Source organism: Alistipes sp. DJF_B185, assembly GCF_964250025.1.
GTDB lineage: Bacteria > Bacteroidota > Bacteroidia > Bacteroidales > Rikenellaceae > Alistipes > Alistipes finegoldii.
Window position 1 is genome coordinate 1 of the sequence record NZ_CAXUDY010000011.1, and the last position, 22,819, is coordinate 22,819.

Below are 22,819 nucleotides of genomic sequence, written 5' to 3' on the forward strand. Positions count from 1 at the left end.
TTCCCGCCGGCAGGGAATTTATCGTCAGAGATGGAAATATGCAAGGCCATGCGAATCGCCCGAGGGGCGAGCCTTGCATATTTCCATCCCCGGCGTTTTGCTGGTCGCATGTAGATTTGCAGCGTGATGTAATCACAGGTAATTTCGATATGGAGTCGCAGTGAACCGGGGCTTGTCGTAAGCTTTGAGGCTTGGCGGTAGATTTGGACTGCGACTCCATTAACCAGAGAGAATGGCTGTTTAGAATTGTAGGTTTGAAGACCTGGTACATGTGATAGCATACGACTCTCACAAAACTAACAAGTTATGCACTATTTGTATTATGTGGGTCTGGATGTGTCGAAAGAGACTTTCGATGCGTCTTTGGTCGCCTTCGAGGATGCAAACGAGATGGCTCACCGCAAATTCGCCAACTCCCGAAAAGGGATCTGCTCGTGTCTGCACTGGGTTGAGAAGCGGCATGGTATTCGGCTCGACGATGTGATTTTCTGCGCCGAGGATATGGGGAGCTACATATCCGAGATGGCGGTTTGTGCTTCCGACAGGACGCTGAATTTCAATTTTTCACTGATCTCGCCGTTGGTAATCAAGTATTCGATGGGTATTGCCCGTGGCAAAACAGACAGAGTGGATGCCCGGCGTATCGCCGAGTATGCGATCACTCACTATCGGAAGATAGCCCTTTATCTGCCGGCAGAGAAGGAACTGTGTCAGTTGCGCACATGGCTGATCTTAAGGGCTCATCTGGCAAAACAACGTGTAGCGAAACTGGTGTTGCTCGAAAAATTAGACTACAAAGAGAAATTCGCGGATGTATCTATTCAACGTTCCATGCTCCAGGAGGAGATCGCGTATGCAGAAACTCATATGAAAACCATCGAACGGGAAATGAAGGAACTGATAGCCGCCGACAGCAACATTTGCCGGAACTACAAGCTGCTGACCAGCATCAAAGGTGTAGGGCCGATCACGGCCATTGTGATGCTCTGTTCGACGCTTAATTTCACCAAAATCACAGACCACCGCAAGTTTGCCTGCTATTGCGGGCTGGCTCCGTTCGAACATAGCTCCGGCACAAGCGTTCGCGGGGGATGCCACACATCGAGCATGGCGAATCGAGACATTAAAGTACAACTGAACCGCAGTGCACTGATTGCCATCAGGTGTGATCCGCAACTAAAGGCATATTACGAACGCAAAGTGGCTGAAGGTAAACATAAATTCAGCGTCCTGAATGCTGTGAGGGCCAAAATCGCCGCCAGATGCTTTGCCGTCGTAAGGCGTGGAACACCATATGTAGCGTTGCAGATATAATCCGGCATACATATCTGCCATTCGATAAGATTTTGAGATCATTCAAAATCTCAAAATCTTATTGTCGGAACAGTCCGTCTAATTGGGAGCCGAACCTACTCATAATTAATGTATTGTCATTTCCGTACTCCGCAAATTAACGATTCTGACTATGGGATGCAAGGCTATACAAGCGCTTCGCGGCCTTGCATCCCATAACTAGAATCATTTTGCTAAACGCTACGACAAAAAATGACAATTTCCGGGCATGAAACTTTTTGCAGCTTTTATTTGGTTTTATCTTAGAATTCTACCGTCGGAATAGGCGGCTTTCTGCGGCCCGGACGCTACCCTGCAGACTGCCCCTCCAATAGCCATAATCCACGACACGCACGTCATATACCCCAATAGGCATAACAACCGCTCCCGACGTTTCGTTCAGCTGTCCGTTATAATTCGCATTGTCTGTTCAAAACGGTCGTCTGTTGTTCTTCTTCTCGTGGAGATAATTCAGCTCACCGCTGTAAATGTCCATGACAAATCGCAGCATATTGTCGACCAAGGCCGTAAGCCTTGTACTCTCATTCCCTAACAGGTGGAGTATTTCCGATACTTTGTGCTTGGTTCGGGTACTGACATAGATCGCAGAGCGGTTGCGGCAATCCACCGGAGCGAAGAACGTGCGTTCAAAATCCGGTAGCGTGAGCTTTTTCCGACGGAAACCGGAATGTTCTTTTACGGTACTCGCAGTGGAGTCTATGCCTGTTTTCTCAGCAGTCGGCGCCGATGCTACGGATGCAGTTGCCGATGTCTTTTCCTCGGGATCGTCCGTATTTTCCTCTTCCGGCTCGGGAATCCTGCGGACGACTTCCGAGTCCAAAGGGGCTTGTCCGGCGATCATCTGACGCATCAGTTCCTCGTCGACTTCGATACGGGGACGCTTAGCAGGATTGGGTGCGGGGTTGTCTTTTTCCTTTAATGAATCCATGGTGCAACGTTTTTGAGATTGATTGTCAGCCATACGAGCATAGAGTATGTATGTCTGGTTTATTGGGTTAAACCATTCAAAATACCGTTTTCTATTTCATGCAGTTTATATCGGGATAATGAACGCAATAAGAAAATCGACCTTTCATGCTGCAAGATACAACTGGGTGAAATACCTCGGTTCCGATGTCCGCTCCAGACCGCTCCAGTCCGTACCGAGGGTTTGTTTTGGCGCCCGCATGGTTGTAATATTGCAGAGGGAAACGACCCACCCTCGGAAGCCGTAGCGGAGGTTTGGCATAGATTTTTCGAAAATTTTTCCGCCGCGGATTTTTCGCCTCACTTGAGGCGAGCGAGCTGTACCTTTGTATGCCGAAAAACTTTTCGGCATACAAAAGGTGCTCGCTCTGCGAGGTTGGGTGTTCTCCCCAGTCGAACGCCTTTCTAACCCAAAACTATGGATACTAACCAAAAAAGAACACAGCAGCCCAAAACTCCGAGTTACAAGTATTCTTTTTCGCCTCAATGAAGAGCAGAATATCCGCTTCAACGATTTGCTCTGCAAAGCTGGTTTGGAACATAACCGCAGCCGGTTTATCGTCAAAAGAATCTTCGGGGAGGAGTTCGTTGTCGTCAGACGCGACCCTTCCAAAGTGCAATTCGTCGCCCGGCTGAACGACTTTTATTTCCAGTTTCAGAAACTCGCCAACAACTGTGCGCCCGTCAAGGCGATATAATAAATATAGCGATGGCAAGCTATTAGGTAAGTGTTCTTTGAAAATAACCCATCATCAACCGACTTATCTGAAAGGGAAACCGAACAGGGAGTGTAGCATGTCGGGGTAAACCATAAGTCAGTCAGTTACCCGACTGCGACTGAATGGGGTGATGAAAGACAGATATGAGGATAAAATCCGGATTGATTGAATGACAGCCTGAGCGGTACCTAGCGAAACTGTGACGTTAAGGTAACTATACTCGTCATATCGTGATACTCTCATTGTAGTAGTTGTACAGAGAGAGCAAGAACTTATCACGACGCAACTGCAATAAGCAGTAAAAGGCGGACGTCATATCCGACAATCTGTCGCGCCATAGTTATTATATCGCAAACGGGGATTACCTAAACCGGAATGCCGTAAGGCTATTGGACGAAGGTCTATGAATATCCGGCATGGTAACGGAGCCGCCGTAGTAGTCCGAGCGAGGGAAAGCCTCGCACACGGCGAAGGGCGGCAGCTAATATTCATTAATACGATTAACGGAAAATGCGAGAGGCATTATGAGAAGTCCCGCAAGAGTATTAAACAGTCTGACAAAGCATAGTCAAACCACGGAATACAGGTTTGAGAGGCTTTATCGTATTCTTTTCAATGAGGAAATGTATTATCTGGCTTATCAGCGAATATATGCCAAGCCGGGTAATATGACACAAGGTGCAGACGGGAAAACCATCGACCGTATGAGCCTTTCCCGCATTGAGAAACTGATCCTTTCGTTGAAAGACGAAAGCTACTCACCCCAGCCATCGAGAAGAATGCACATCCCGAAGAAAAACGGGAAGACACGACCTCTCGGCGTACCCTCTTTCGACGACAAACTGGTGCAGGAGGTAGTACCATTCGTACAATCCATTTGCCCCGTTCTTTCCGATGCATAAAACATGCTCGCCGGAACTCCCATATCCGGCTTTCAGCCGGATAATCCATCCCGGGAAACAACCCGGCGCAGGCCGCACTTGCTCGCCGGAAAACACACATAAACCCTCTTAGCCGGGAATTCCATGCAATGAAAATAGTGTGTAATTTTCAGATATGCCCTTATTTGGGGGACTAACAGTGTAAAAGTTTTTGCTTTTGTGGGTGTTGGTGTTGATTTTTCTTATTTTTACAGGCGTTTGGAGTTAAAATTATTGAACTGAAACTGCCTGAATGAATAATCGTGCCTATGCCGTGGACATCCTGCGGGGACTTGCCATCGTGGGGATGGTCCTCTCGGGTTACATCGCCTGGAATCCCGACCTGCCGGCGTGGCTGTTCCACGCGCAGCTGCCGCCGCCGTCGTTCGTCTTCGATGCGTCGGTGGCGGGAATTACGTGGGTGGACCTCGTCTTCCCCTTTTTCCTCTTTTCGATGGGCGCGGCCTTTCCGCTCTCGCTGGGCCGCAGGCTGAACCGCGGCGACCCGCCCCGGCGGATCGTCGTCTCGATCCTCAAACGGGGCCTGCTGCTCGCCTTTTTCGCCGTTGCGCTCGGCAACACGGGGCTGTGGACGCTCGACGCCGTGTTGCAGCGTCCCGTCGTGAGCGCCCTTGTGACGATGACGGTCTGGGGCGCCTTTTTCGCGATGTTCGTGCGGATTCCCGGCTTCATCCCGCGGCAGAACGGGTGGCTCAACGCCGGCGGCATTGCGGTCCTCGCGGTCCTTATGGGCGTGTACCGGTGGCTGGGCGTCGGGGTGAGCGTCGTGCGGTCGGACATCATCATCCTGATTCTCGCCGACGTGGTCGTCGCGGGTTCGCTGATCTGGTGGCTGACGCGCCGCAACCTCTGGCTGCGGATGGGCATCGTCGCCCTGATTGCCGCCCTGAAGCTGGGCGCGGCGGTTCCGGGGTCGTGGAACGAGGCGGTGTGGAACTTCTCGCCTGTGCCGTGGCTCTTCCGCACGGAGTTTCTGCAATACCTCTGCATCGTGTTGCCGGGAAGCGTGGCCGGCGATCTGTTCGCCCGCTGGCTGGCGCGCGGGCAGCAGGAGGAGCGTCCGGCGCTTTCCGGACAGATCGCCGCCGCAGGGCTCACAGCGCTGCTCCTTGCGGTCAATATGTGGGGGCTTTTCACCCGTACGCTGACGCTCAATCTGGTGCTGACGCTCGCGCTGGGCGCGGCGGCGTGGATGTTGCTGCGCAAGCCCCGCACCGGGACCGAATCCCTGCTTTATCGACTGTTCACGACCGGATTTTTCTGGCTCCTGCTGGGTCTTGCGTTCGAATCGCTCGAAGAGGGCGTGAAGAAAGACCCCGCCACGGTGAGCTACTTTTTCATCACGGCCGGAATGGCTTCGCACGTGCTGCTGGTCACGTCGGTCCTGCTCCGAAAGGGCCGTTCGCGGGGCGGTCTGCTCGTCCTTTGCGGGCAGAACCCCATGATCGCTTACACGGCGGCGGGTTACGTCGTCGTGCCGCTGCTCGTCTTCGCGGACCGGGCCGTGGCGCTTCCGTGGCTGTGGGGGCAGTGCGGCTGCGTGATGGGAGTCGGGCGCGGGGTGATCGTCACCCTGTTGATGATGCTCTTCACGGCGGCCTTCACGCGGAGCAAAATCTTCTGGCGCACCTGACCAAAAAAACGGGGCCGAAGCCCCGTTCTGTCACTTGTCGGAGAGCGCCCGTTCGACGACGGGCGGTAGAATCCGCTCCATCACCAGATACCCCGCTTCGGTGGGATGCACGCCGTCGTAGGTGTATTCGGCGATCATCGAACCGTCCGCGGCCGCCATCGGCGTATGGTAATCCACATAGGGGATGCCCTCCCGTTCGGCGTAGGCGCGGATCATCGCATTGAGCCGGACGATCTTCTGCGCCGGTTCCAAACCCGGACGCCAGGGGAAGTCACCGGCCGGGAGCACCGAGCAGAGGACGGGCCGGATGCCGTTGGCGCGCGCCAGCTCGGCCATCGACTGAATGTTGTCCAGAATGTGCTCGAGCGAGATGTAGCCCGTGTTCTGCGCCAAATCGTTTGTGCCGCCGCAGATCACTGCGACCTGCGGATGCAGTTCCACGACATCGGCGCGGAAGCGCACGAGCATCTGCGAGGTGGTCTGTCCGCTGATGGCGCGGCTTGCGTAGCCGTTTTCGGTGAAGAAGTCGGGGCGCTTGGCGATCCACCCTTCGGTGATCGAGTTGCCCATCAGAACGACTTTCGGATGGTCCGCCAGTGCGGCGTTCTCCTTTTCGAAACGTCCGAAGTTGGCCCAGTCGGCCGGGGCCTGTGCGGCGGCCGTCGCGGCTGTGAGGGCGGCGGCGAGGGTGATGATAAGATTTTTCAGCATGTCTAACGGTGTTTATCGGTGATTTATTCGTCGGTCAGTTCCTTTTCCACGGCCTGGGCCGCTCCCTCCTCCGTGTCCGGATGGGCGAAGGGGATGCGCCATGCGATGAGGAATATGGGGATGGTGGCCATGAGGGCCCAGAGGAAGAAGCGGTGGTAGCCGACCTGGTCGCAGAGCCAGCCGCTCGCCATGCCCGGCAGCATCACGCCCAAATTGGCCAGCGACGAACCGAAAGCGTAGTGGGCCATTTTGTGCGGTCCGGGCGCCACCTGCTGCATGATGAAGAGCGTAAGGCCCACGAACCCGAATCCGTAGCTGAAATATTCGAAGACGATGCCGCCGCAGATCAGCAGGGGCGACGCGGGCTGGAACCAGGCCAGCAGGGCGTAGACCACGAACGGGATGTTGAAGATCGTGATGAGCGGAAACAGCGCCCGCCGCAGTTTGAGCCACGCGATGAAGTAGCCGCCCAGGATCGAACCCACGACGAATGCGATCACGCCGAACGTGCCGTAGTAGAGGCCGATCTGCTGTTCGGTCAGGCCGAGACCCTGATTGTCGAGCGGGGCGTTGAGAAACAGCGGAACGATCTTGATGACCAGCCCCTCGGCGAAGCGGTAGAAGACGATGAAGGCGATGTAGATGCCGATGTACCTTTTCCGGAAGAATCCGCGGAAGATGGCGCCCGTCTCGCGCAGCGCCTCGCCGACGCTCCCCGCATGGGCCGTGGCTTCGCCGCCCGAAGGCAGCATCCGCAGGTGGTAGATTCCCAGCAGGAAGAGCAGCGCGCCGCAGAGCGCCATGACGATCATCCACGCCTCGACGATCCCGACCCGCTCCTTGAGCGCTCCGGCCAGATAGACCAGCCCGCCCATGGCGAAAACCTTGGCGATGTTGTAGAACGCCCCCTGCCAGCCGATGAAGCGGGCCTGCTGGTCCTTCGAGAGTTCGGTGATGTACACCCCGTCGGTGGCGATGTCGTGCGTGGCGCCGCTGAAGGCGATGACGCCCATCAGCGCCACGGCGTAGGGAAAGAAGTCGGGCAGGGGCAGCGTCAGCGCCGTCAGCGCCAGCCCCAGCCCGGAGATGAGCTGGGTCGACACGACCCAGAACTTCTTGGTGCGGAACATCTCCATCAGGGGGCTCCAGATCGGTTTGAGCGACCACGGCAGGATGATGAGCGAGGTCCACAGCGCGATGCGCGCATCGTCGATGCCCAGACCGCGGAACATCAGCGTGGAGACCATGTTCACGAGGATGAACGGCAGCCCCATGGCGAAGTAGACGGTCGGAATCCAGGTTAGCGGCGAGCGGCGCCGGACGGTTTCGGGTTTCATGCGTTTTTGCGTTTAGTAGTTAGGCACGGCCCTTACGGACGGTGGCGGGGGCGGTTGAAAACGACCCTGCGGCGGCCCTCCCCTCCGGTTTCGGCTTATTTGCCGCAAAGATAACAAAAAGGCGGAAGGGTGCAAAACCAGATTCCCGGCGGTTCGGCAAAACCTTCCGACCGATAAAAGAGCCGTTACGGCACCAAAGATAATTATTTGCGGCTAATTATTCGACATTCCGGTCGGGCATTTCCCACCCCGTGATCGTGGCGATGTAGGGAATGACGGCCATGGCCATCTTGCGGTGTCCCCGGTGGTTGGGGTGGTAGTTGGCGCCCATGTCGCGGTCCCAGTCGGTGATGCCGGGAAGCATGGCCGTGAGGTGGAGATGCGCGTCCTGCCGCTCGCGGAGGAAGTTCTCCAGGTAGCGCAGGATCACCAGATTGTCGCTCGGGGCCACGCACAGCACGGGAACCTGGCCGTAGGCCGCGCGCAGCTGATCCAGCGCCTGCGCGTAGGAGGCGTTGAAGGCCTGCTCCGAAGGGGTCACGTCGGTGCTGAAGTCGTTCGAGCCGAGCTTGATGACGACGATGTCGGGCGTGCAGCCGCGAAAATCCCAGCGCGGCGCGGGGTCCATGTCGAAGGTGCGGAGCATGCGTTCGCGCATGGTGCAGTCGGAGACCTCCTTTTCGTCGCCCCAGTTGCGGACGATGCCCTGTCCCGAGTGGGCGATGAGGGTGTATTCGGCGTCGAAATAGCGGGCGATGACGCATCCCCACGCCAGATCGCAGTTCTCGGTCTCGGGCGTAAAGGGCTCCTGGACCGATTTGCCCTCGGTGCCGTAGCCGCAGGTGTGCGAGTCGCCGATAAATTCGATGTGGCGCGTGCGGGGTGCGGGGAGCGGAAGCAGTGCCCCGTCGGTTTCGACGCCGCGGAGCGTCGTGCGGCCCTGTTCGCCCTCGGTGCGTTTCTGTACCAGTATGGTATGCGGCCCGCGTTCGAGCCCCTCGGCCAGCACGACGGTCGAATCGGCCCCGGAGGTGGCGGCGACGCCGGTGTGCCGGCCGTCGACGAATACGTTGTAGTAGTTGCGGCCCGTGTCCGCGGCCCGCATGGCGCAGCGCGTGCCCTCGAATCGGAACGTGAAGTGGCTGCCGCTCCAGTCGAACGACAACGCTCCCCCGGGGCCCTTTGCGGCGCGGCCCGTGAAGCGGATTTCGGGCGAGTCGGCGGGGGTGAACACCGGGCCGCTGCCGCGGCCCGAAGCGGCCCCGCAGGCGAAGAGCAGCAGGGCGAAAATCAGTTTTTTCATCGGTTTATTCTTTTTTCAGCGCGGTACGTGTTTCCGAAGCGGTCGCGGGCCGTGACCTCGACGCGACGCGTTCCGGCGGGCAGCGGCGCCGCGTAGTAGTGATCCGACTGTGTGACCGTGATCCATTTGTGGTCAAGTTTCGACGCATCGGCGTAGAGCCTCCGGGCCTGGGGATCGACCGCCGTGGTGCGTTCCATCCGCACGGGGCGGCCGCCGTCGGCGCGCATTTCGACCGTCCAGGCGGGGTCGCAGTTCCAGACGTTGGCCACGATGCGTCCGGCGAAGGCTTCGTCGTCCTTGGAATCGTAGATTTTCAGCTGGAAGGAGCGCGGATGCCCGACGGATTTGTAGTACCACGACACCTCGCCGCCGTCGACCTCGAAGACGGCGTAGCCGGCCGGCGTGCCGTCGGTGCAGATCGCGCCCTGCCACCACGCCCCGCTCAGGGCCGCGACGTTGTGTTCGTAGAGCCCCTCGCGGACGGGGCAGTTCGTCGTCGTGTGCATGTGACCCGAGACGATGTGCGCGTCATAGGGCTCCAGCAGCCGGTGCAGGGCCCGGTGGTTGCAGAGCGACCGCTCGGCCTGCGCATAGTCGAAGGGTTTTTCGTCCTTTCCGGCGAACGCGGTCGGGATATGGAGCGCCACGACCACCGTCGTTCCCGCGGGCACGAACGACAGGTCCCGTTCGAGCCACGCCAGCTGCCGCTCCTCGAGATAGCCGATGTAGTACCAGTCGCGGCCGATGTAGTAGTTGTCGTTCAGCACCGCGTAGTGTACCTCACCCACGTTGTAGGAGTAGTACGCGGGGCCGTACATTGCTTCGAACGCCGCGGCCGACGTTTCGTGCGAGCGGCCCCAGAGCTTCATGTCGTGGTTGCCCATCGCGTTGCGGAACTCGATTCCCGTCGCCGACATAACCTCGTTGTAGGAGGTGTAGAACGTGTGGTCGCCCGAGGTGATGTCGCCCGCGCAGATGCCGTGCATCGGGCGTCCGGAGCGCTCGGCGGCGGCAGCGGTTTGGCGGATGTCCTCCGCCGCACGCTCCAGCAGGCGGAACTCCTTGCGGGCGAAGAGCTGCGGATCGGCGACGACGACGAAGCCGTGGCGGGTTTCGCCGGATGGTTTGCGCCGGAGACGGAAGTCGTGGGAACTGCCGTCGGACTTCGCCGGAAGGTAATGGCGCACGCCCCCCTCCTCCGAGGGCGACGCATAGCCCGCGGGGGTCGAGACGAAGACGAAGCGCGCCCGGTCGTTCGCCGGAAGCACGAAGCGGCCCGCCGAGTCGGTGGCGGCGCAGTTGTCGCCGTCGCTCACCACAACCCCCGCCAGACCTCGGCCCGCGCAGGTCACCGTGCCGATACGCGCCCCGGCCGGCGTGACGTAAGGGCGCAGTGCCTCGACCCAGACGGCGTAGCCCGCCGGTGTGAGGTGGATGCCGTCCACGGTATACTCCGCGGGGAGTTTTCCGTCGCGGAGCATGCGGCTGCGGATGTCGATGAATTTCAGTCCGCGCCGGGCGGCCATCCGCCGCAGCAGGCGGTCGAAAGCCTCGATGCGGGCGTTCTTACCCGTGAAATATGGTTCGTTGCGCGCCTCGTCGAGGGGCAGCGGACTTTGGATAAAGACCTGCGTCGCAGGCGATTCGGCGGCGATGCGGTCCAGCAGACGTTCGTACTGCCGGAGCAGCGCCTCGGGCGCGATGGTCGAGAATATCAGGTCGTTGACGCCCGCCATGAGGAATATCGCCCGCGGCCGTCCCGCCACGATGCTGTCCAGCCGCGCGGCCATGCCGGCAACGCAGTCCCCGCCTATGCCGCGGTTAATCACGTGCGCTTCGGGGAAGTATTCGGCCCAGGCGCCCCGCTCGGTGAGGCTGTTGCCGAGCATCACCGTGTGGTGCGGCCGCACGGGGAGGGACTCCTGCTGACTGCGTTTCGAGAAGTAGTAGTCGCCGCGGTAGTCGAGCGAGTCGGGCTGTGCAGCGAGCGTGACCGCCGCGGCGGTCGACAGAAGGGTCAGAATCAGTCGTTTCATAAGCAGTTAGCGGTATTCTCCGTGAAGATCGACCGGGCGGGCGAAGGGATCGAGACACTCCTCGAGAAGCAACGCCAGTTTCCGGCGCGTGAGGGGCCTATCCGCATCCGCGGGGCGGATCCGCGGGGCTTTGCCGCCCGCCTCGGCGATGAGCTTCGCGGCGCGTGCGGCGGTGAGGGCGGTCGTGTCGGTCCGGACGGGGATTCGAGGGGCGAAGTCGTGCAGTCCGCGGGTGAATTCCCCGACCGGGATCGTCCGCTCGGGGTAGAACCACGAACGGTTCGCCCAGTGGAACGGCTCGCCCGTCATGCGCAGGATGCCCGTCGCGGCGATGCGCTGCAGGGTCGCGAAGTCGGGATCGTCGGGCTTTACGTCGTAGAGCGGCGCGATGTAGGCTTTCTGGGCCAGCAGGGCTTCCTGCACCTCGCGCACGGGAACCTCCCGCGGCGGGCAGCGGCGTTCGGCGGCCAGCGCCGCGAGGGTTCCCGCGGCCTGTCCGGTAAGCATCACGACCGGTTGCAGGCGCGTCGAGCCGTTGACGAGGTTCGAGACGGAAATGGCTTTGTCCGAGACGATGAAGTTCTCGGTCCGGTCGGGAATCAGCGCCCCCAGCGGCACGCTGAACGACGGCACGGGCGGGAAGAGGATCTTCGGCAGATCGGTCCGGCAGTTGCGGTGGTGGTCGACGGGGTAGTCGCCGACGGAGATGCCCGTGCGGTAGAGCGGCCTCGCGTAACGATCGGTCACGTCGTCGAGCGTCATGCGCACCACGCCGTCCATGCGCCGCCCCTCGCGGTGGTAGGGCAGGTAGGCCAGCCCGTCCGGCGTGTCGAATTCGTCGTCAGCGATGCCGAGGCGGCGGTATCCCAGCTCGTGCTGGATGTGGTAGACGAAGCGCAGGGTCTTCTGCCGCGCCGCTTCGAGGGCCGCTGTGCGCTCGGCATGGGGAAGTTCCACCACGTCGAGGTTGATGTCGTTGCCCTCCTTGGGCCAGTTGATCATGTATTTGCCTCCCGGCATACGGCCGTATTCGAGCATCCGGTCGGCGCTGCGCACCCCTTCCGACGAGAGGTCGTAACACCCGGCGAACTCCGCGGGGTCGTAGCCCGCAGGCCGCTCGATGGTTCGGTCCGCGCCGGGCCCGTAGTCCTTGAGGATGGCCACCACCGTGAGGTCCTGCACCGCGTCGTTGGCCTCGGCCAGAGCCAGCTCTTCGCCCGTGTCGGCGCGGGCGTCCATGCCAAGACGGTATGAGGTGCCGCTCAACGGCAGCGCGTCGCCCAGATCGGTGGCGTCGACGGTGATGCGGGCCCGCACCAGCATGCGGCCTCCGCGCGCGTCGGTGAACTCGGCGCCCGTGACCCGCTTTCCGCGGCGCAGGATGCCCGTCAGGCGGTAGCCGTGCACCACCTCGAGCGTCGGCTCGGCCGCGGCCATCGTGTGAAAGATGCTGTCGGCCACGTGCGGTTCGAACAGGGTGGTGCTCACCCAGCCCGTCCACAGCGCGCCGATACCGCCGTAACGCTTCCGCAGGTGGTCGCGGAACTCGTTCCACAGACCCGACGGCAGGTTGAAATTGCCGTCCGTGGCGCATACGCCCTGGGCCGTGAGCATGCCTCCCAGCATGGGAGTCTCCTCGACGACGAGCGTCTGCACGCCCTGCCGCGCCGCGGCGATGGCGGCCGTCGTGCCGGAGGTCGTGCCGCCGATGACGAGCACGTCGGCCCGGCGGCGGATGGTGTTTTCACAGGTGCAGCCCGCGGCGAACGTCAGACACAGCAGGGCCGGAATCAGGATTTTTTTCATCGGATCGGTGTTTTTTCAGGTGCGGCGAACCTAACGGCGCATCCGCCGCCCGAAGCCATGCTCACGGTCAGCGTATCGGCGGCCGTTACGGGACGCTCTTCGTAGTCAACGGCATAGGGATTGGTTTTCCAGTCGGCGCCCTCGCCGTCGGCGTAAATCTGCGCCGTGTAGGTCACCCCGGGCGCGAGGAACGTGAGGGGCACGCCGACCGTGCGGGGCTCCTCGTCGGTGACGGCGCCGAGGTACCAGTCCTCCGAGCTGCGGTCCTGCCGCACGAATACGGCATAGTCGCCGATCGCGGCCTGGGGCACGAGCGTCCGCTCCCAGTCGGTGGGCACGTCGCGGATGAAGTCGAAGGCCTTGTGTCCGCGGTAGTTTTCGGGCAGGTCCGAGGCCATCTGGAGCGGGCTGTAAATCACCACGTAGTGCGCCAGCTCGCGCGCGATGGTCGACTGCACCCGCGCGAAGGGCGAGACGGGGTTGTCGAAACGGAACGTCCCGAACGTGTAGTCCATCGGCCCGGCCAGTCCGCGCAGGAACGGCACCACGGTGGTGTGCTCGGGCGGATTTCCGCCGTCGGGCGACCAGGCGTTGTACTCCTGACCGCGGACGCCCTCCTGCGTCATCAGGTTGGGCCACGTGCGTTCTATCCCCGTGGGCATGACCGGCTCGTGGTTGTCGATCATCATGCCGCAGCGGGCTGCCGTCTCGATCACGCGGCGGTAGTGCCGCACGCCGTACTGGCTGTCGTGCAGCTCCTTTCCGTCCATCAGCACATTGACGTAGCCCGTTTTGACGTAATCGACGCCGTACTTTTTATAGAACGCGAAAGCCTCCTCCAGCTGGGCCTCGTAATTCTTTGTATCGGCCCCCGTTTCGTGGTGGCCGATCAGTTCCACGCCCTTTTGGGCGGCGTAGCCGGCAACGGCTTCGATGTCGAAGTCCGGATAGGGCTCCGTGAAGCGGATCCGGTCCGTGTTTTTGGTCCACTCGCCGTCCCAGCCGACGTTCCACCCCTCTACCAGCACGCCCTCGATGCCGTGTTCCGCGGCGAAGTCGATGTAACGTTTCGCGTTTTCGGTCGTGGCGCCGTGGCGGGGTCCCTGCGCCCAGGTCTCCTGAAAGAGATGCATCGACCACCAGATGCCGACATATTTGGCGGGGCGGATCCACGAGGTGTCCTCGATGCGGCACGGCTCGTTGAGGTTGAGCATGAGCCGCGAAGTTACCAGACCGCCCGGCGTGTCGGCGACGATCATCGTGCGCCACGGCGTGCGGAAAGGCGTCCGGGCGTAGACCTTCACCCCCGTGGACCACGGGGTGAGGTGGCAGCGCAGGGTGGTTCCGTCGGGGTAGAGGCTCATTTTGGCGTAGTCCGTCAGATCGGCCTCGTGCAGGGCGAGATACCCTCCGCCGGCGCATTCCAGCGTGAGCGGCGTGTTGACCGTGTCCATCCGCGAGATGGGGGTGTGGCGGGCGAGGCTCTCGTAGTAGGGTTCGCGCGCGGGCATCCACCAGACGTTGTGGTCGGACGGAAAGCGGTATTCGGTCAGCTCGTCCGTGATCGCGAACTCGCCCAGATGGGGCTGTTCGGGAAATTCGAAGCGGAAGCCATAGCCGTCGTCGAACAGGCGGAACACCACGTCGAAGCGGCGGCGGGGCGCGTCGCTTTCGCGCACGCTGACCCTCAGCTCGTTGTAATGGCTGCGCACGGTGCGCTGTTCACCCCAGACGGTCTCCCACGTCTCGTCACGGCTGTCGCGCGACGTGCCCGTGATTTCGAGCCCTTCGCGCAGCGCCGGGGCATCGAGCAGTTCGAATCCCAGCGTCGAGAAATCCAAAAGGGGCGCGCCGCGGCGCGTCACGGAGTAGCCGATGCGGCCGCCGCGTTCGGCCACCTCGAGACAAAGCGTGCCGTCGGGCGAGCAGACGCGGCCTGAGCTGCCGCAGGCGGTGCAGAGGAGTGCGGCGAGCGCCGCGAAGAGGATCGAAAGAGGTTTTTTCATCGTGCTGTCATGGTTTTTTCGGTGTCGAATAGCCCGTGCCGCTCTCCCAGACCGAGAGCCGGCCGAATCGGTCGCAGACTTCGACGCGGATATGCGCATCGGGCGACGCGGGCAGGGCGTGGAAGAGGTGTTCGGTGCGGTCCGCGCCGATGTTTTTGTGCTTGAAATGCTCGCTGTAACGCGCCACGTAGTCGTAGATCGACGCGTCGTACCCCGTGTAACGGGTCATCGGTCCGCGCGGCTCGCCGTTCTCGTACCAGACGACCTGCCAGGCGGGGTCCCAGTTCCAGACGTTGACCGTCACGGCGTCGGGGCGGCGGCGGTCTTCGCCGACGCCGTAGGCCGTGAACTGCCGGCTGCGGGGATGGTCCGCGGCCTTGTAGTACCACGTGAGGCCGTCGCCGTCGAACTCGTAGACCCCGTACCCGGCCGGAATGCCGTCCATGCTCCACGGGGTCTGCCAGAAAAGGGTGCTCAGCGGAGCGTGGACGTGCTCGAAGAGGTGCGGCTCGGGGGTGTAGTTTTCGTTGTAATGTTCGTGCGCGGAGAGGATATGGGCGTTGTAGGGTTCGAGCATCCGGTAGAGCGCCCGGCGGTTGTTGAGCACCTTGTGCGACTCCTCGCGGCTCCATTCACCGCTCCGCGCCGCGCGCGACCAGGTCGGGATGTGCAGGCAGACGACCACCGTGCGGCCCGCCGGGACGGTGGCGAGGTCCTGCTCCAGCCAGCGGAGCTGCCGCTCGTCGAGATACCCCACATAGAGGTAGCTGCGGCCGATGTAGAAGCAGTCGTCGAGCACCACGTAGTGCACGCGGCCGCGGTCGAAAGCGTAGTAGGTCGGGCCGAAGTGCTCCTTGAACGAGCGTTTCGCCCGGTCGCTCGTCCGCACGCCGAGGTCCATGTCGTGGTTGCCCGCGACGTAGAAGAACGCGACCCCGCTCGCGGCGAGGGCCTCGCTAACCGGTTCGAAAAGCGGGGGCCTGCGGTCGATGTCGCCGATGATGTCGCCGCAGACCACCCCCAGCGTCGGCACTCCGTCGGCGGCCGTCAGCCGCATGTCGTCCGCGGCCCGGCGCACGCTGTCCAGCTCGCACTCGAAGTAGACCTGCGGATCGGCGACCGCCAGCAGGCGGTGGCGCGTCATGTCCTGCGCCGCGGGCTCCAGCGCGAAATCGTAGCGCCGTCGGCCGGGTGCGATGCGCCGGTAGATGCAGGGCGTGCCGTCGCGCAGGGGGATTTCGTACCCGTCGGGCAGCGTCAGGTAGACGAACTCCGCCTCCGTGTCCGACGGCAGGCGGTAGCGCCCTTTGGCGTCGGTGCGCACGATCGTGCGGCCGTCCGTGACGCAAACTCCCGTCACGCCCCTGCCGGAAGCCGTCACGCGGCCGCACAGATCGATCGTGCGCGTGGCCGCCCGCCCCGTGACGGAAAGAGACGAGGCGGCGAGCAGCGCCGCAAAGAGGATGAACGCGCTGGTTTTCATTTCACGGGTTCGAGAACGGCGGCCCATCCGCCTCCGGGGGCCATCCTTAAGGCGACCGTATCGTCGCGCGTGACTTCGCGGGTTTCGGTGCGGTAATCCCGCGCGATGCGGTCGGCATTCACCCCGTCGGCGAAGACCGTCATGCGGTAGCGGCCACCGCCGAGGAACTTCAGCGGGGCCTCCAGCGTGCGGGCCGTCCAGTCGGTGATGGCTCCGATGTACCACTTCTCACCGCTGCGGCGCGCCACGGCGGCGTACTCGCCCACCGAGGCGGCGAGCCCCACCGTTTCGTCCCACACGGTCGGCACGGCGGCGATGAAGGCCGTGAACTCCGCTTCGCGCAGGTAGTGCGACGGCGAGTCGCAGAGCATCTGAAGCGGACTTTCGAAGACGACGTACAGCGCCGCCTGATGGGCGCGCGTGCCCTGGCTCATCGGGTTGTCCCAGCTGATGGCGAAATCGGCCCGGGTGGCGTTGCGCGTGGCGCCGGGCGTGTAGTCCATCGGTCCGGCGACCATGCGCGTGAAGGGCAGCGTGCAGTCGTGGACGGGCGAAATGTCGGTCGAGCATTTGTCGTGCTCCATGCCGTAAACTCCTTCGAACGAGAGGACGTTGGGGTATTTGCGCTGGAGCCCCGCGGGTTTGAACGACCCGTGGAAATCCACGATCAGACCGCGGTCGAACGCCGCGCGGGCGATCTCATCGTAAAATCGGACCATCTCCTGATCGGACCGCTGCATGAAGTCGATCTTGATGCCCTTCACGCCCCAGTCGCGGTAGGTGTCCAGGATGCCTTCCAGGTCCTTCTTCATGGGGTTCCAGAGCGTCCAGAGCACCACGCCGACGCCCTTTTCGCGGCCGTGGCGGATCAGCTCCCCGAGGTCGATCTCCCGGCGCGGCTCCTTGATATTGAGCGTGCTCACGGACCACCCTTCGTCCAGCAGGATGTAGTCGATGCCGTATTTGGCCGCGAAATCGATGTAATACTTGTAGGTCGCGGTGTTGACCCCCGAGCGGAAATCGACCCCGTAGATATTGAGCGAATGCCACCACTCCCACGAAATCTTGCCCGGCCGCACCCACGAGGCGTCGCCTTCGACGGGTTTCGACGCGAGCTGGTAGGCGAGGTTGTTCTCCAGCAGCGCGCGGTCGTCGGGGTCGATGGTCACCACGCGCCACGGAAACGTGCGCGTGCCTCGGGTCCGGGCGATGTAGGGCGCTTTTTTCACCAGCTCCTCGTTGCGGTCCGAACCCTCCCTGAGCCGGGCTTCGAGCACCACGGGCGGGAACTGCGCGCGGAGGCTGTGTCCCTCGCCGCCGAACAGGAACAGGCAGGGATAGTCCTCCAGATCGGTTTCCGTCACGACCATGCGCGTGCCGCGCGGCGAGGAGAACCACACGGGCAGGTAGGCGTACCGCTTCGCGTCGAGCTCCGAGAGGTGCTTGCGGTCGAAGAACGCTTCGCAGTGGGAGATGAAATCGGGGTTCTCCTCGCGGGGCCAGAGGGTCTCGAAATCGGCGGCGAAATTCAGCTCGGCGGTCTCCGACTCGATGTCGACGGTCCCCTTTCGCGCCGTTTCAAAACGGTAGACCGCGCCGTTGTCGTAGACCCGGAAGCGGACGGCCCAGCCGCCGCGGAACGTAAGCAGAAGCTCTTCGCAGCGATCGTGCAGCGTGCGGAACTTGGTCGGAACGGGCGCCGTGCTGCGCTCGTCGATGCGCCGCCGTTCGGCCCGCCGCACGACGGGCGCCGCGCCGAACGGCTCGGCCCCGGCGATCTTCATGCCGATGCGGCTTGCGTCGAGCAGCCGTTCGCCCTCGCGCGTGACGCTCCAGCGCAGTTCGGGCGCGGTCGATACCGTCACCGTGATTTTTCCGTCGGGAGATATCGCCGTGTACTCTTCGGCCCGGAGCCCCGAAGCCCCGGCCAGCACGGCTGCGGCGATAAGAAGGAGTTTTTTCATGGTGCAACTGTTTTACTTATTCGGTTGCCGTCTCCGCTTCGTAACGGTCGATGCCCCGCTTGATGGCGGCCCACATATCGTTGTTGATGACATGAACGATGTCGAAGACCATCAGCCCGGCCGTGCGTTTGAGGCAGTAATAGCAGGCTTCCTCGATGTCGAATGTCTTCTGCGAGCAATCCACCGTCGCGTAATAGGTACAGGCGTTGAGCAGGAAGCGCTCGGCACGGTTGATACCGTATTCGATCGACTCGCCGTCGTCGGGTCCGTACACGCGGGGCAGGTAGGTCCCCAGCAGGAACGTGTCGAGCTGATCGGCGAAACCGGTCTGGTGGTAATTGATCGAACACCAAGAGTTGAACGACCACGCATCCTGATCCGTTAGCGGACGGAACGCCTTGCTGGCCCAGTTCTGTCCGTTGGCATAGAGTGCGCCCCACCACGAAGCGGCCCAATATTCCAATTTTACGTCCGGTTTGATTGCCTTGATCTCCTTGCGAACGCGGGCTACGAAGTCGTGGATTATCATCGAGCGGAACTCCCACCACTCTTTGTAGTATTTGCCGGGGACTCTTTCGCCGGAAGCGTTGTAGGTGAAGACATCGCCCGGCCACGTCTCGACGAGTCCGCCAATGTACTTTTCGAACGCCTCTTTGGATGCTTCCGAGAAATCGCTCTGATAGTCCGGAAAACGGCAGTAGTCGAGCGCGTAGGCATCGAAATCGTAGTTGGTGACTATTTCACGAATGAAACGCAGGGCGAACTCCTGAACTTCGGGCAGGACGGGATTGAGGAACGCTGCGACCTTCGTGGGGTCATCCTTGATGTCGACCATGCCCTCGGGCTTGTATTGCATGCAGGTTTTCCCCTTCCATGTCGTGCCCCGGTAGGCGGGTCCCTGTCTGGTGCTGGGCATGCCCATGGGGAATACGGTGGTCGAGACGGTCACTTTCAGGTTCCGTTTATGTGCCTCGTCGAGGAAAAACTGGAGGTAGTCCCAACCTCTGTCGGCAACGTTAACTGAACCGATAGTCGTCGCTTGGGTCATGAACTCGCTTTTGTAGAGTACGTCCCCCTCGACGGGCTTCACATCCACGACGATCTTGTTGAATCCCGCTTCCTGTGTTTTGTCGAGCATGGCGATGATACCGGCCTGTGTCGAGAATCGCTGGAAGTTGGCCTCGGCATCGAACCAGAGCATTTTTTCCTTTCCCTCTGAGGGTTCCGGTTTCGGATCGGGGTTCGGCCCGGGTTGCGGCTTGTCGAGTTCCGGAGGGGTTTTATGCGATTCCGTGCAGGCGGACGGAATCGCCGCCATCAGCAGGACACAAAGTATCAGGATGGATTTTTTCATCTTGTCATTTTTGAGTTTTCTGTTCTTTTTCAGCCCGGTCGATACCACGTTTGATGTCATCCCATAGATCGTTTTCGATGACCTGAATGATGTCGAAGACCATCACACCGTCCGTGCGCGAAAGACACAGGTATACGGCGTCTTCGAACTGATCGACATGGTTCTGGGCGTAGAGCGAACCGTAGACCGCACAGTCGCCGTCGACATCCTTCAGCGAGCGGGCGAGACCGTACTCGATGGATTCGGGATCGTCCATGCCCCATACCTTTTCGAGGTAGGTTCCCGTGATGAAGACATCGAGCAGATCGGCGAATCCGGTGCGGTTGTAGGTCGGCGTGGCCCAATCGTCGAGATAGGCTTCGTGGAAGCGCGAACGCGGGCTGGCCCAGTTCTGGCCCTGTGTGTAGATGGCGTGCAGCCACGAGGCGGCCCAATACTCCAGTTTCACGCCGGGCTGGGTCCGTTCGATAAGCGTGCGCACTTCGGCGATGAAGTCGCGGATGACGCCCGAGCGGAACTCCCACCACTGTTTATAGTAGGGGCCAGCCACGCGGGCTCCGTTGGCGTCGTAGGTGAATATATCCTCCGGGAAACGGTCGATGCCGTGTCCGAGGTAGGTTTCGAACGCTTCGCGCGAAGCGGGCGAGAAATCGCTCTCAGCATCGGGGAAGCGGCAATAGTCGAGGGCATAGCCGTCGAACTTGTATTTTGTGAGCAGTTCGTGTGCGAAACGCAGCACGTACTCCTGATTTTCGGGCAGTACGGGATTGAGGAACGCCGCGACTTTCGTCGGGTCGTCCTTGATGTCTTTCCTCCCTTCGGGCGTGTATTCGACACAGGTTCGGCCCGCCAGTTCCGGGTCGGAGTAGGCCGCTCCCTGGCGGAACGTGGTGAATCCCGCAGGGAAAATCATCGTCGAGACGGTCACTTTTAGTTCCCTTTTACGCGCTTCGTCGAGGAAGCATTGCAGGTAGTCCCAATCGCGGCGGACGGTGTCCGGACCAACGACGGTGAGCGGTTCCAGCATATCGCTTTCGTAGAGCACGGTGCCCGAAATGGGGCGCACGTCCACGACGATGTGGTTGAATCCGCACTCGACGGTGCGGTCCAAATAGTAGCGGATCGAATCCTGCGAAGCGAAGCGCTTGAAATTGGCCTCTGCGTCGAACCAGAGCATTTTGGGTTTTCCACCGTCGGCGGCGCGAAGCGTCCGGGCGGAGTTTCCGCCACAGGATATCGATGTCGCTGCAACGAAGAGGATGACTGTAAAAAAGGTGCTTATTTTCATGGGTCGTGTTAAAAGAACCACATTCCTCCGGCCCGAGAACGGGCCCGGACCGGGAAGAATGCGGATTGATACGGTTTCGTCAAGACCTGTCGTGACAGGTGTAAGGTTTGTTAATCGTAAGTGATCTCCAGTTTCCAGCTCTTGACTGCGTGCCCGGGAACCAGTACGTATACGTAACCGCAGTTTTCCTTTTCGTTATACACGAATGTTCCGACGGGGCAGTAGGGGTTGGCGTCCGAGATCGCGTAATTGAGCGTCGCCTCGGCGGGGTTGAGCAGGAATTCGCCGTTCGAGTCCACGATCGAGACGTAGGTGCAGGGCCAGCCGGTGGTGAAGACGGCGGCATAAGCCTTTTCGTTGAACATGAAAGCGCGGATCGAACCTTTGGTGTAGTTACCCCAGTTGTTCGGACCGTTGGGCGCTGCTCCCGGAATCTGCTTCAGATTGAGCGAGGATGTGCCGTCCCAGCCTTCCCAGGTCAATACGTTGTGACCGCCGGCCACGGCATCCCACATGAACCAGGAGCCCGAAACCTCTCCCGAGCAGGCCGAAACCATCTGGCTCCACGAGCCGTCGTTCGAGGGCTGTCCGGTAAGCAGGTTGTAGTAGTCGCCACGCACGCCGTCGGCGAAACCCCAGCAGAAACTCGGGCCAGTGGCTACGCGTGCGCCCAATGCCGTAATGAGCGCTTTGCCTTCGACGAGGTTGCCGCCCACGGAGAGGAACGCTGCGATGGCGCTGTCCGACGGACCGAGGATCGTTTCGGCGGGCTGGTCGCATCCGTTCTTCCAGCAGGCGTACGTAACAGGAGCCGATCCACTCGTGCCGTCAGCGGTCAGTGAAGCGATCAGATGTCCTGCCTCGTCGTTAGCCAGCGAGGTGACCTGCAATCCGTCGTAACCGGTCATGTTCAGATTGCCTGCGGCAGCGAGCGTCTTGCCGTCGAATACCTTGGTGCCGATGACGATCTTGTCGCCGCTGACGCCGATTTGCAGGTATTTCGTGTGATCGGTGATGTCCATCTGAGTGGCCGTTTTCTCTGCCAGAGCACCGATCTTGGTATAGGAAACGACAACTTTTTCAACGGGCTTTGTTGTATAAATGCGGGTGGTCTTGCCGTCGGCTCCCGTCACCGTGAATGAAATCGGCTGCGTATAGTCGGCCGCCACGGAGGGATCGGGCGTGATGGTTGCGCCTTCGGAGAGTTTCACCGTGGCGGTGGCCGTCTTCATGGCTTCCAGCTGCGGCGTGGTATAGGCAAGGTCGATCGATTTGTCGTAGTCGTAGACATCGCCTGAAAGCGTTTCCCCTTCGGGGAGATTCAGAACGAAAGATTCGATACGGCATTTTTCGCCGCGGTCGATCTGCGGGCCGGGTTTGCTGATTTCCGGATCGTCGTCCGTACAGGCTGCAAACGACAGCGCGAGACCTGCCAGGGTGGCGTAAGCGAACAAATTGAACTTTTTCATATTGGTCGAGTTAATTTTAGATTTATTCATTCGTTGTAATTCGTTATCTGCGCGTGTAGAAAGCCCACAGCGTATAGGTTCGCGATCCATTGTCGCCTGCCCGAACCTTGATCTCCATCGGATCGGAGAGGTCTTTCAATCCCGACAGTGACGGATAGATATAGGTGTCATAAGCCACGTTTGCGCGTACCATCAGCTTTTTCACGTCGTATTTTTCACGAAGTTTTTTGGGAATGGGGAAGAAAATCTCGCCCGTCGTTTCGTCGATGATTCCTGCGATACCGGCTCCGCCTTCGGCGGGCTGGATTTCGATGGAATTAATCGTACTGTCCGTGTGGATGAATTCGTCTTCCGCTTCGGCGCATGATGTCGCAAGCGATGCGAATGCCGCTACGGCCAGTACTGCAAGATATTTACGGAGTTTCATAGTCGTTCTGTTTTTGCGGTTAA

16 protein-coding genes and 1 pseudogene are annotated in these 22,819 nt (G+C 60.7%); 4 read left to right on the forward strand and 13 right to left on the reverse strand.

From position 1 onward, the window contains the following. The first annotated feature begins 306 nt into the window (after positions 1-306). Entirely contained in the window at positions 307-1,314 is a 1,008-nt protein-coding gene (locus ACESTR_RS12390; RefSeq protein WP_014774945.1) for an IS110 family transposase, read from the forward strand. 448 nt (positions 1,315-1,762) lie between these two features. Here ACESTR_RS12390 and ACESTR_RS12395 read toward each other — a convergent pair whose 3' ends face one another. Next, entirely contained in the window at positions 1,763-2,281 is a 519-nt protein-coding gene (locus ACESTR_RS12395; protein ID WP_195635635.1) for a DUF3408 domain-containing protein, read from the reverse strand. A 418-nt stretch (positions 2,282-2,699) separates the two neighbouring features. Here ACESTR_RS12395 and ACESTR_RS12400 point away from each other — a divergent pair, with 418 nt between their 5' ends. The 3 genes and pseudogenes from ACESTR_RS12400 (at position 2,700) to ACESTR_RS12410 (ending at position 5,612) form a co-directional block, all read left to right on the forward strand. After that, positions 2,700-3,017 carry a hypothetical protein gene (locus ACESTR_RS12400; protein WP_373179342.1) on the forward strand — a complete coding sequence of 106 codons (318 nt, stop codon included), beginning with the start codon at positions 2,700-2,702 and terminating at the stop codon, positions 3,015-3,017. 545 nt (positions 3,018-3,562) lie between these two features. Continuing rightward, positions 3,563-3,907: pseudogene (locus tag ACESTR_RS12405) on the forward strand (maturase); the annotation flags it as partial. Positions 3,908-4,211: 304 nt separating this feature from the next. Next, on the forward strand, positions 4,212-5,612 hold the full coding sequence (locus ACESTR_RS12410; RefSeq protein ID WP_195498092.1) for a DUF5009 domain-containing protein: 1,401 nt from the start codon (positions 4,212-4,214) through the stop codon (positions 5,610-5,612). Between the two features lie 30 nt (positions 5,613-5,642). Here ACESTR_RS12410 and ACESTR_RS12415 read toward each other — a convergent pair whose 3' ends face one another. The 12 genes from ACESTR_RS12415 to ACESTR_RS12470 all read right to left on the reverse strand — a co-directional run bounded on the left by ACESTR_RS12415 (position 5,643) and on the right by ACESTR_RS12470 (position 22,796). Next, complete coding sequence (locus tag ACESTR_RS12415) at positions 5,643-6,323, reverse strand: SGNH/GDSL hydrolase family protein (RefSeq protein WP_302576478.1); 681 nt, start codon at positions 6,321-6,323, stop codon at positions 5,643-5,645. Between the two features lie 23 nt (positions 6,324-6,346). Next, positions 6,347-7,660: an MFS transporter gene (locus tag ACESTR_RS12420; protein WP_278409384.1), complete on the reverse strand. Its 1,314-nt coding sequence runs from the start codon at positions 7,658-7,660 to the stop codon at positions 6,347-6,349. Positions 7,661-7,877: 217 nt separating this feature from the next. Further along, positions 7,878-8,963, reverse strand: a complete 1,086-nt coding sequence (locus ACESTR_RS12425; RefSeq protein ID WP_281716998.1) for an SGNH/GDSL hydrolase family protein — start codon at positions 8,961-8,963, stop codon at positions 7,878-7,880. Continuing rightward, a complete protein-coding gene (locus tag ACESTR_RS12430; RefSeq protein ID WP_302576477.1) occupies positions 8,960-10,999 on the reverse strand; it encodes a calcineurin-like phosphoesterase C-terminal domain-containing protein in 2,040 nt (679 codons plus the stop codon). The genes ACESTR_RS12425 and ACESTR_RS12430 overlap by 4 nt, the downstream gene beginning before the upstream one ends. Before the next feature lie 6 nt (positions 11,000-11,005). After that, on the reverse strand, positions 11,006-12,805 hold the full coding sequence (locus ACESTR_RS12435) for an FAD-dependent oxidoreductase (RefSeq protein WP_302576476.1): 1,800 nt from the start codon (positions 12,803-12,805) through the stop codon (positions 11,006-11,008). Further along, positions 12,802-14,811, reverse strand: a complete 2,010-nt coding sequence (locus ACESTR_RS12440; RefSeq protein ID WP_373179333.1) for a glycoside hydrolase family 97 protein — start codon at positions 14,809-14,811, stop codon at positions 12,802-12,804. The genes ACESTR_RS12435 and ACESTR_RS12440 overlap by 4 nt, the downstream gene beginning before the upstream one ends. Before the next feature lie 7 nt (positions 14,812-14,818). Next, positions 14,819-16,294: a calcineurin-like phosphoesterase C-terminal domain-containing protein gene (locus ACESTR_RS12445; protein WP_373179334.1), complete on the reverse strand. Its 1,476-nt coding sequence runs from the start codon at positions 16,292-16,294 to the stop codon at positions 14,819-14,821. Next, on the reverse strand, positions 16,291-18,258 hold the full coding sequence (locus tag ACESTR_RS12450; RefSeq protein ID WP_373179335.1) for a glycoside hydrolase family 97 protein: 1,968 nt from the start codon (positions 18,256-18,258) through the stop codon (positions 16,291-16,293). Before ACESTR_RS12450 ends, ACESTR_RS12445 begins: the two co-directional genes overlap by 4 nt. A 16-nt stretch (positions 18,259-18,274) precedes the next feature. Then, positions 18,275-19,612, reverse strand: coding sequence for a family 10 glycosylhydrolase (locus ACESTR_RS12455; protein ID WP_026076260.1), 1,338 nt, complete (start codon positions 19,610-19,612; stop codon positions 18,275-18,277). Positions 19,613-19,616: 4 nt separating this feature from the next. Continuing rightward, on the reverse strand, positions 19,617-20,789 hold the full coding sequence (locus ACESTR_RS12460) for an alpha amylase family protein (protein WP_019149382.1): 1,173 nt from the start codon (positions 20,787-20,789) through the stop codon (positions 19,617-19,619). Between the two features lie 221 nt (positions 20,790-21,010). After that, the gene (locus tag ACESTR_RS12465) at positions 21,011-22,369 is read right to left on the reverse strand and encodes a DUF5018 domain-containing protein (protein ID WP_373179336.1); all 1,359 of its coding nucleotides are present in this window, start codon (positions 22,367-22,369) and stop codon (positions 21,011-21,013) included. Between the two features lie 43 nt (positions 22,370-22,412). Further along, positions 22,413-22,796: a hypothetical protein gene (locus ACESTR_RS12470; RefSeq protein WP_022062349.1), complete on the reverse strand. Its 384-nt coding sequence runs from the start codon at positions 22,794-22,796 to the stop codon at positions 22,413-22,415. Positions 22,797-22,819 lie beyond the last annotated feature (23 nt).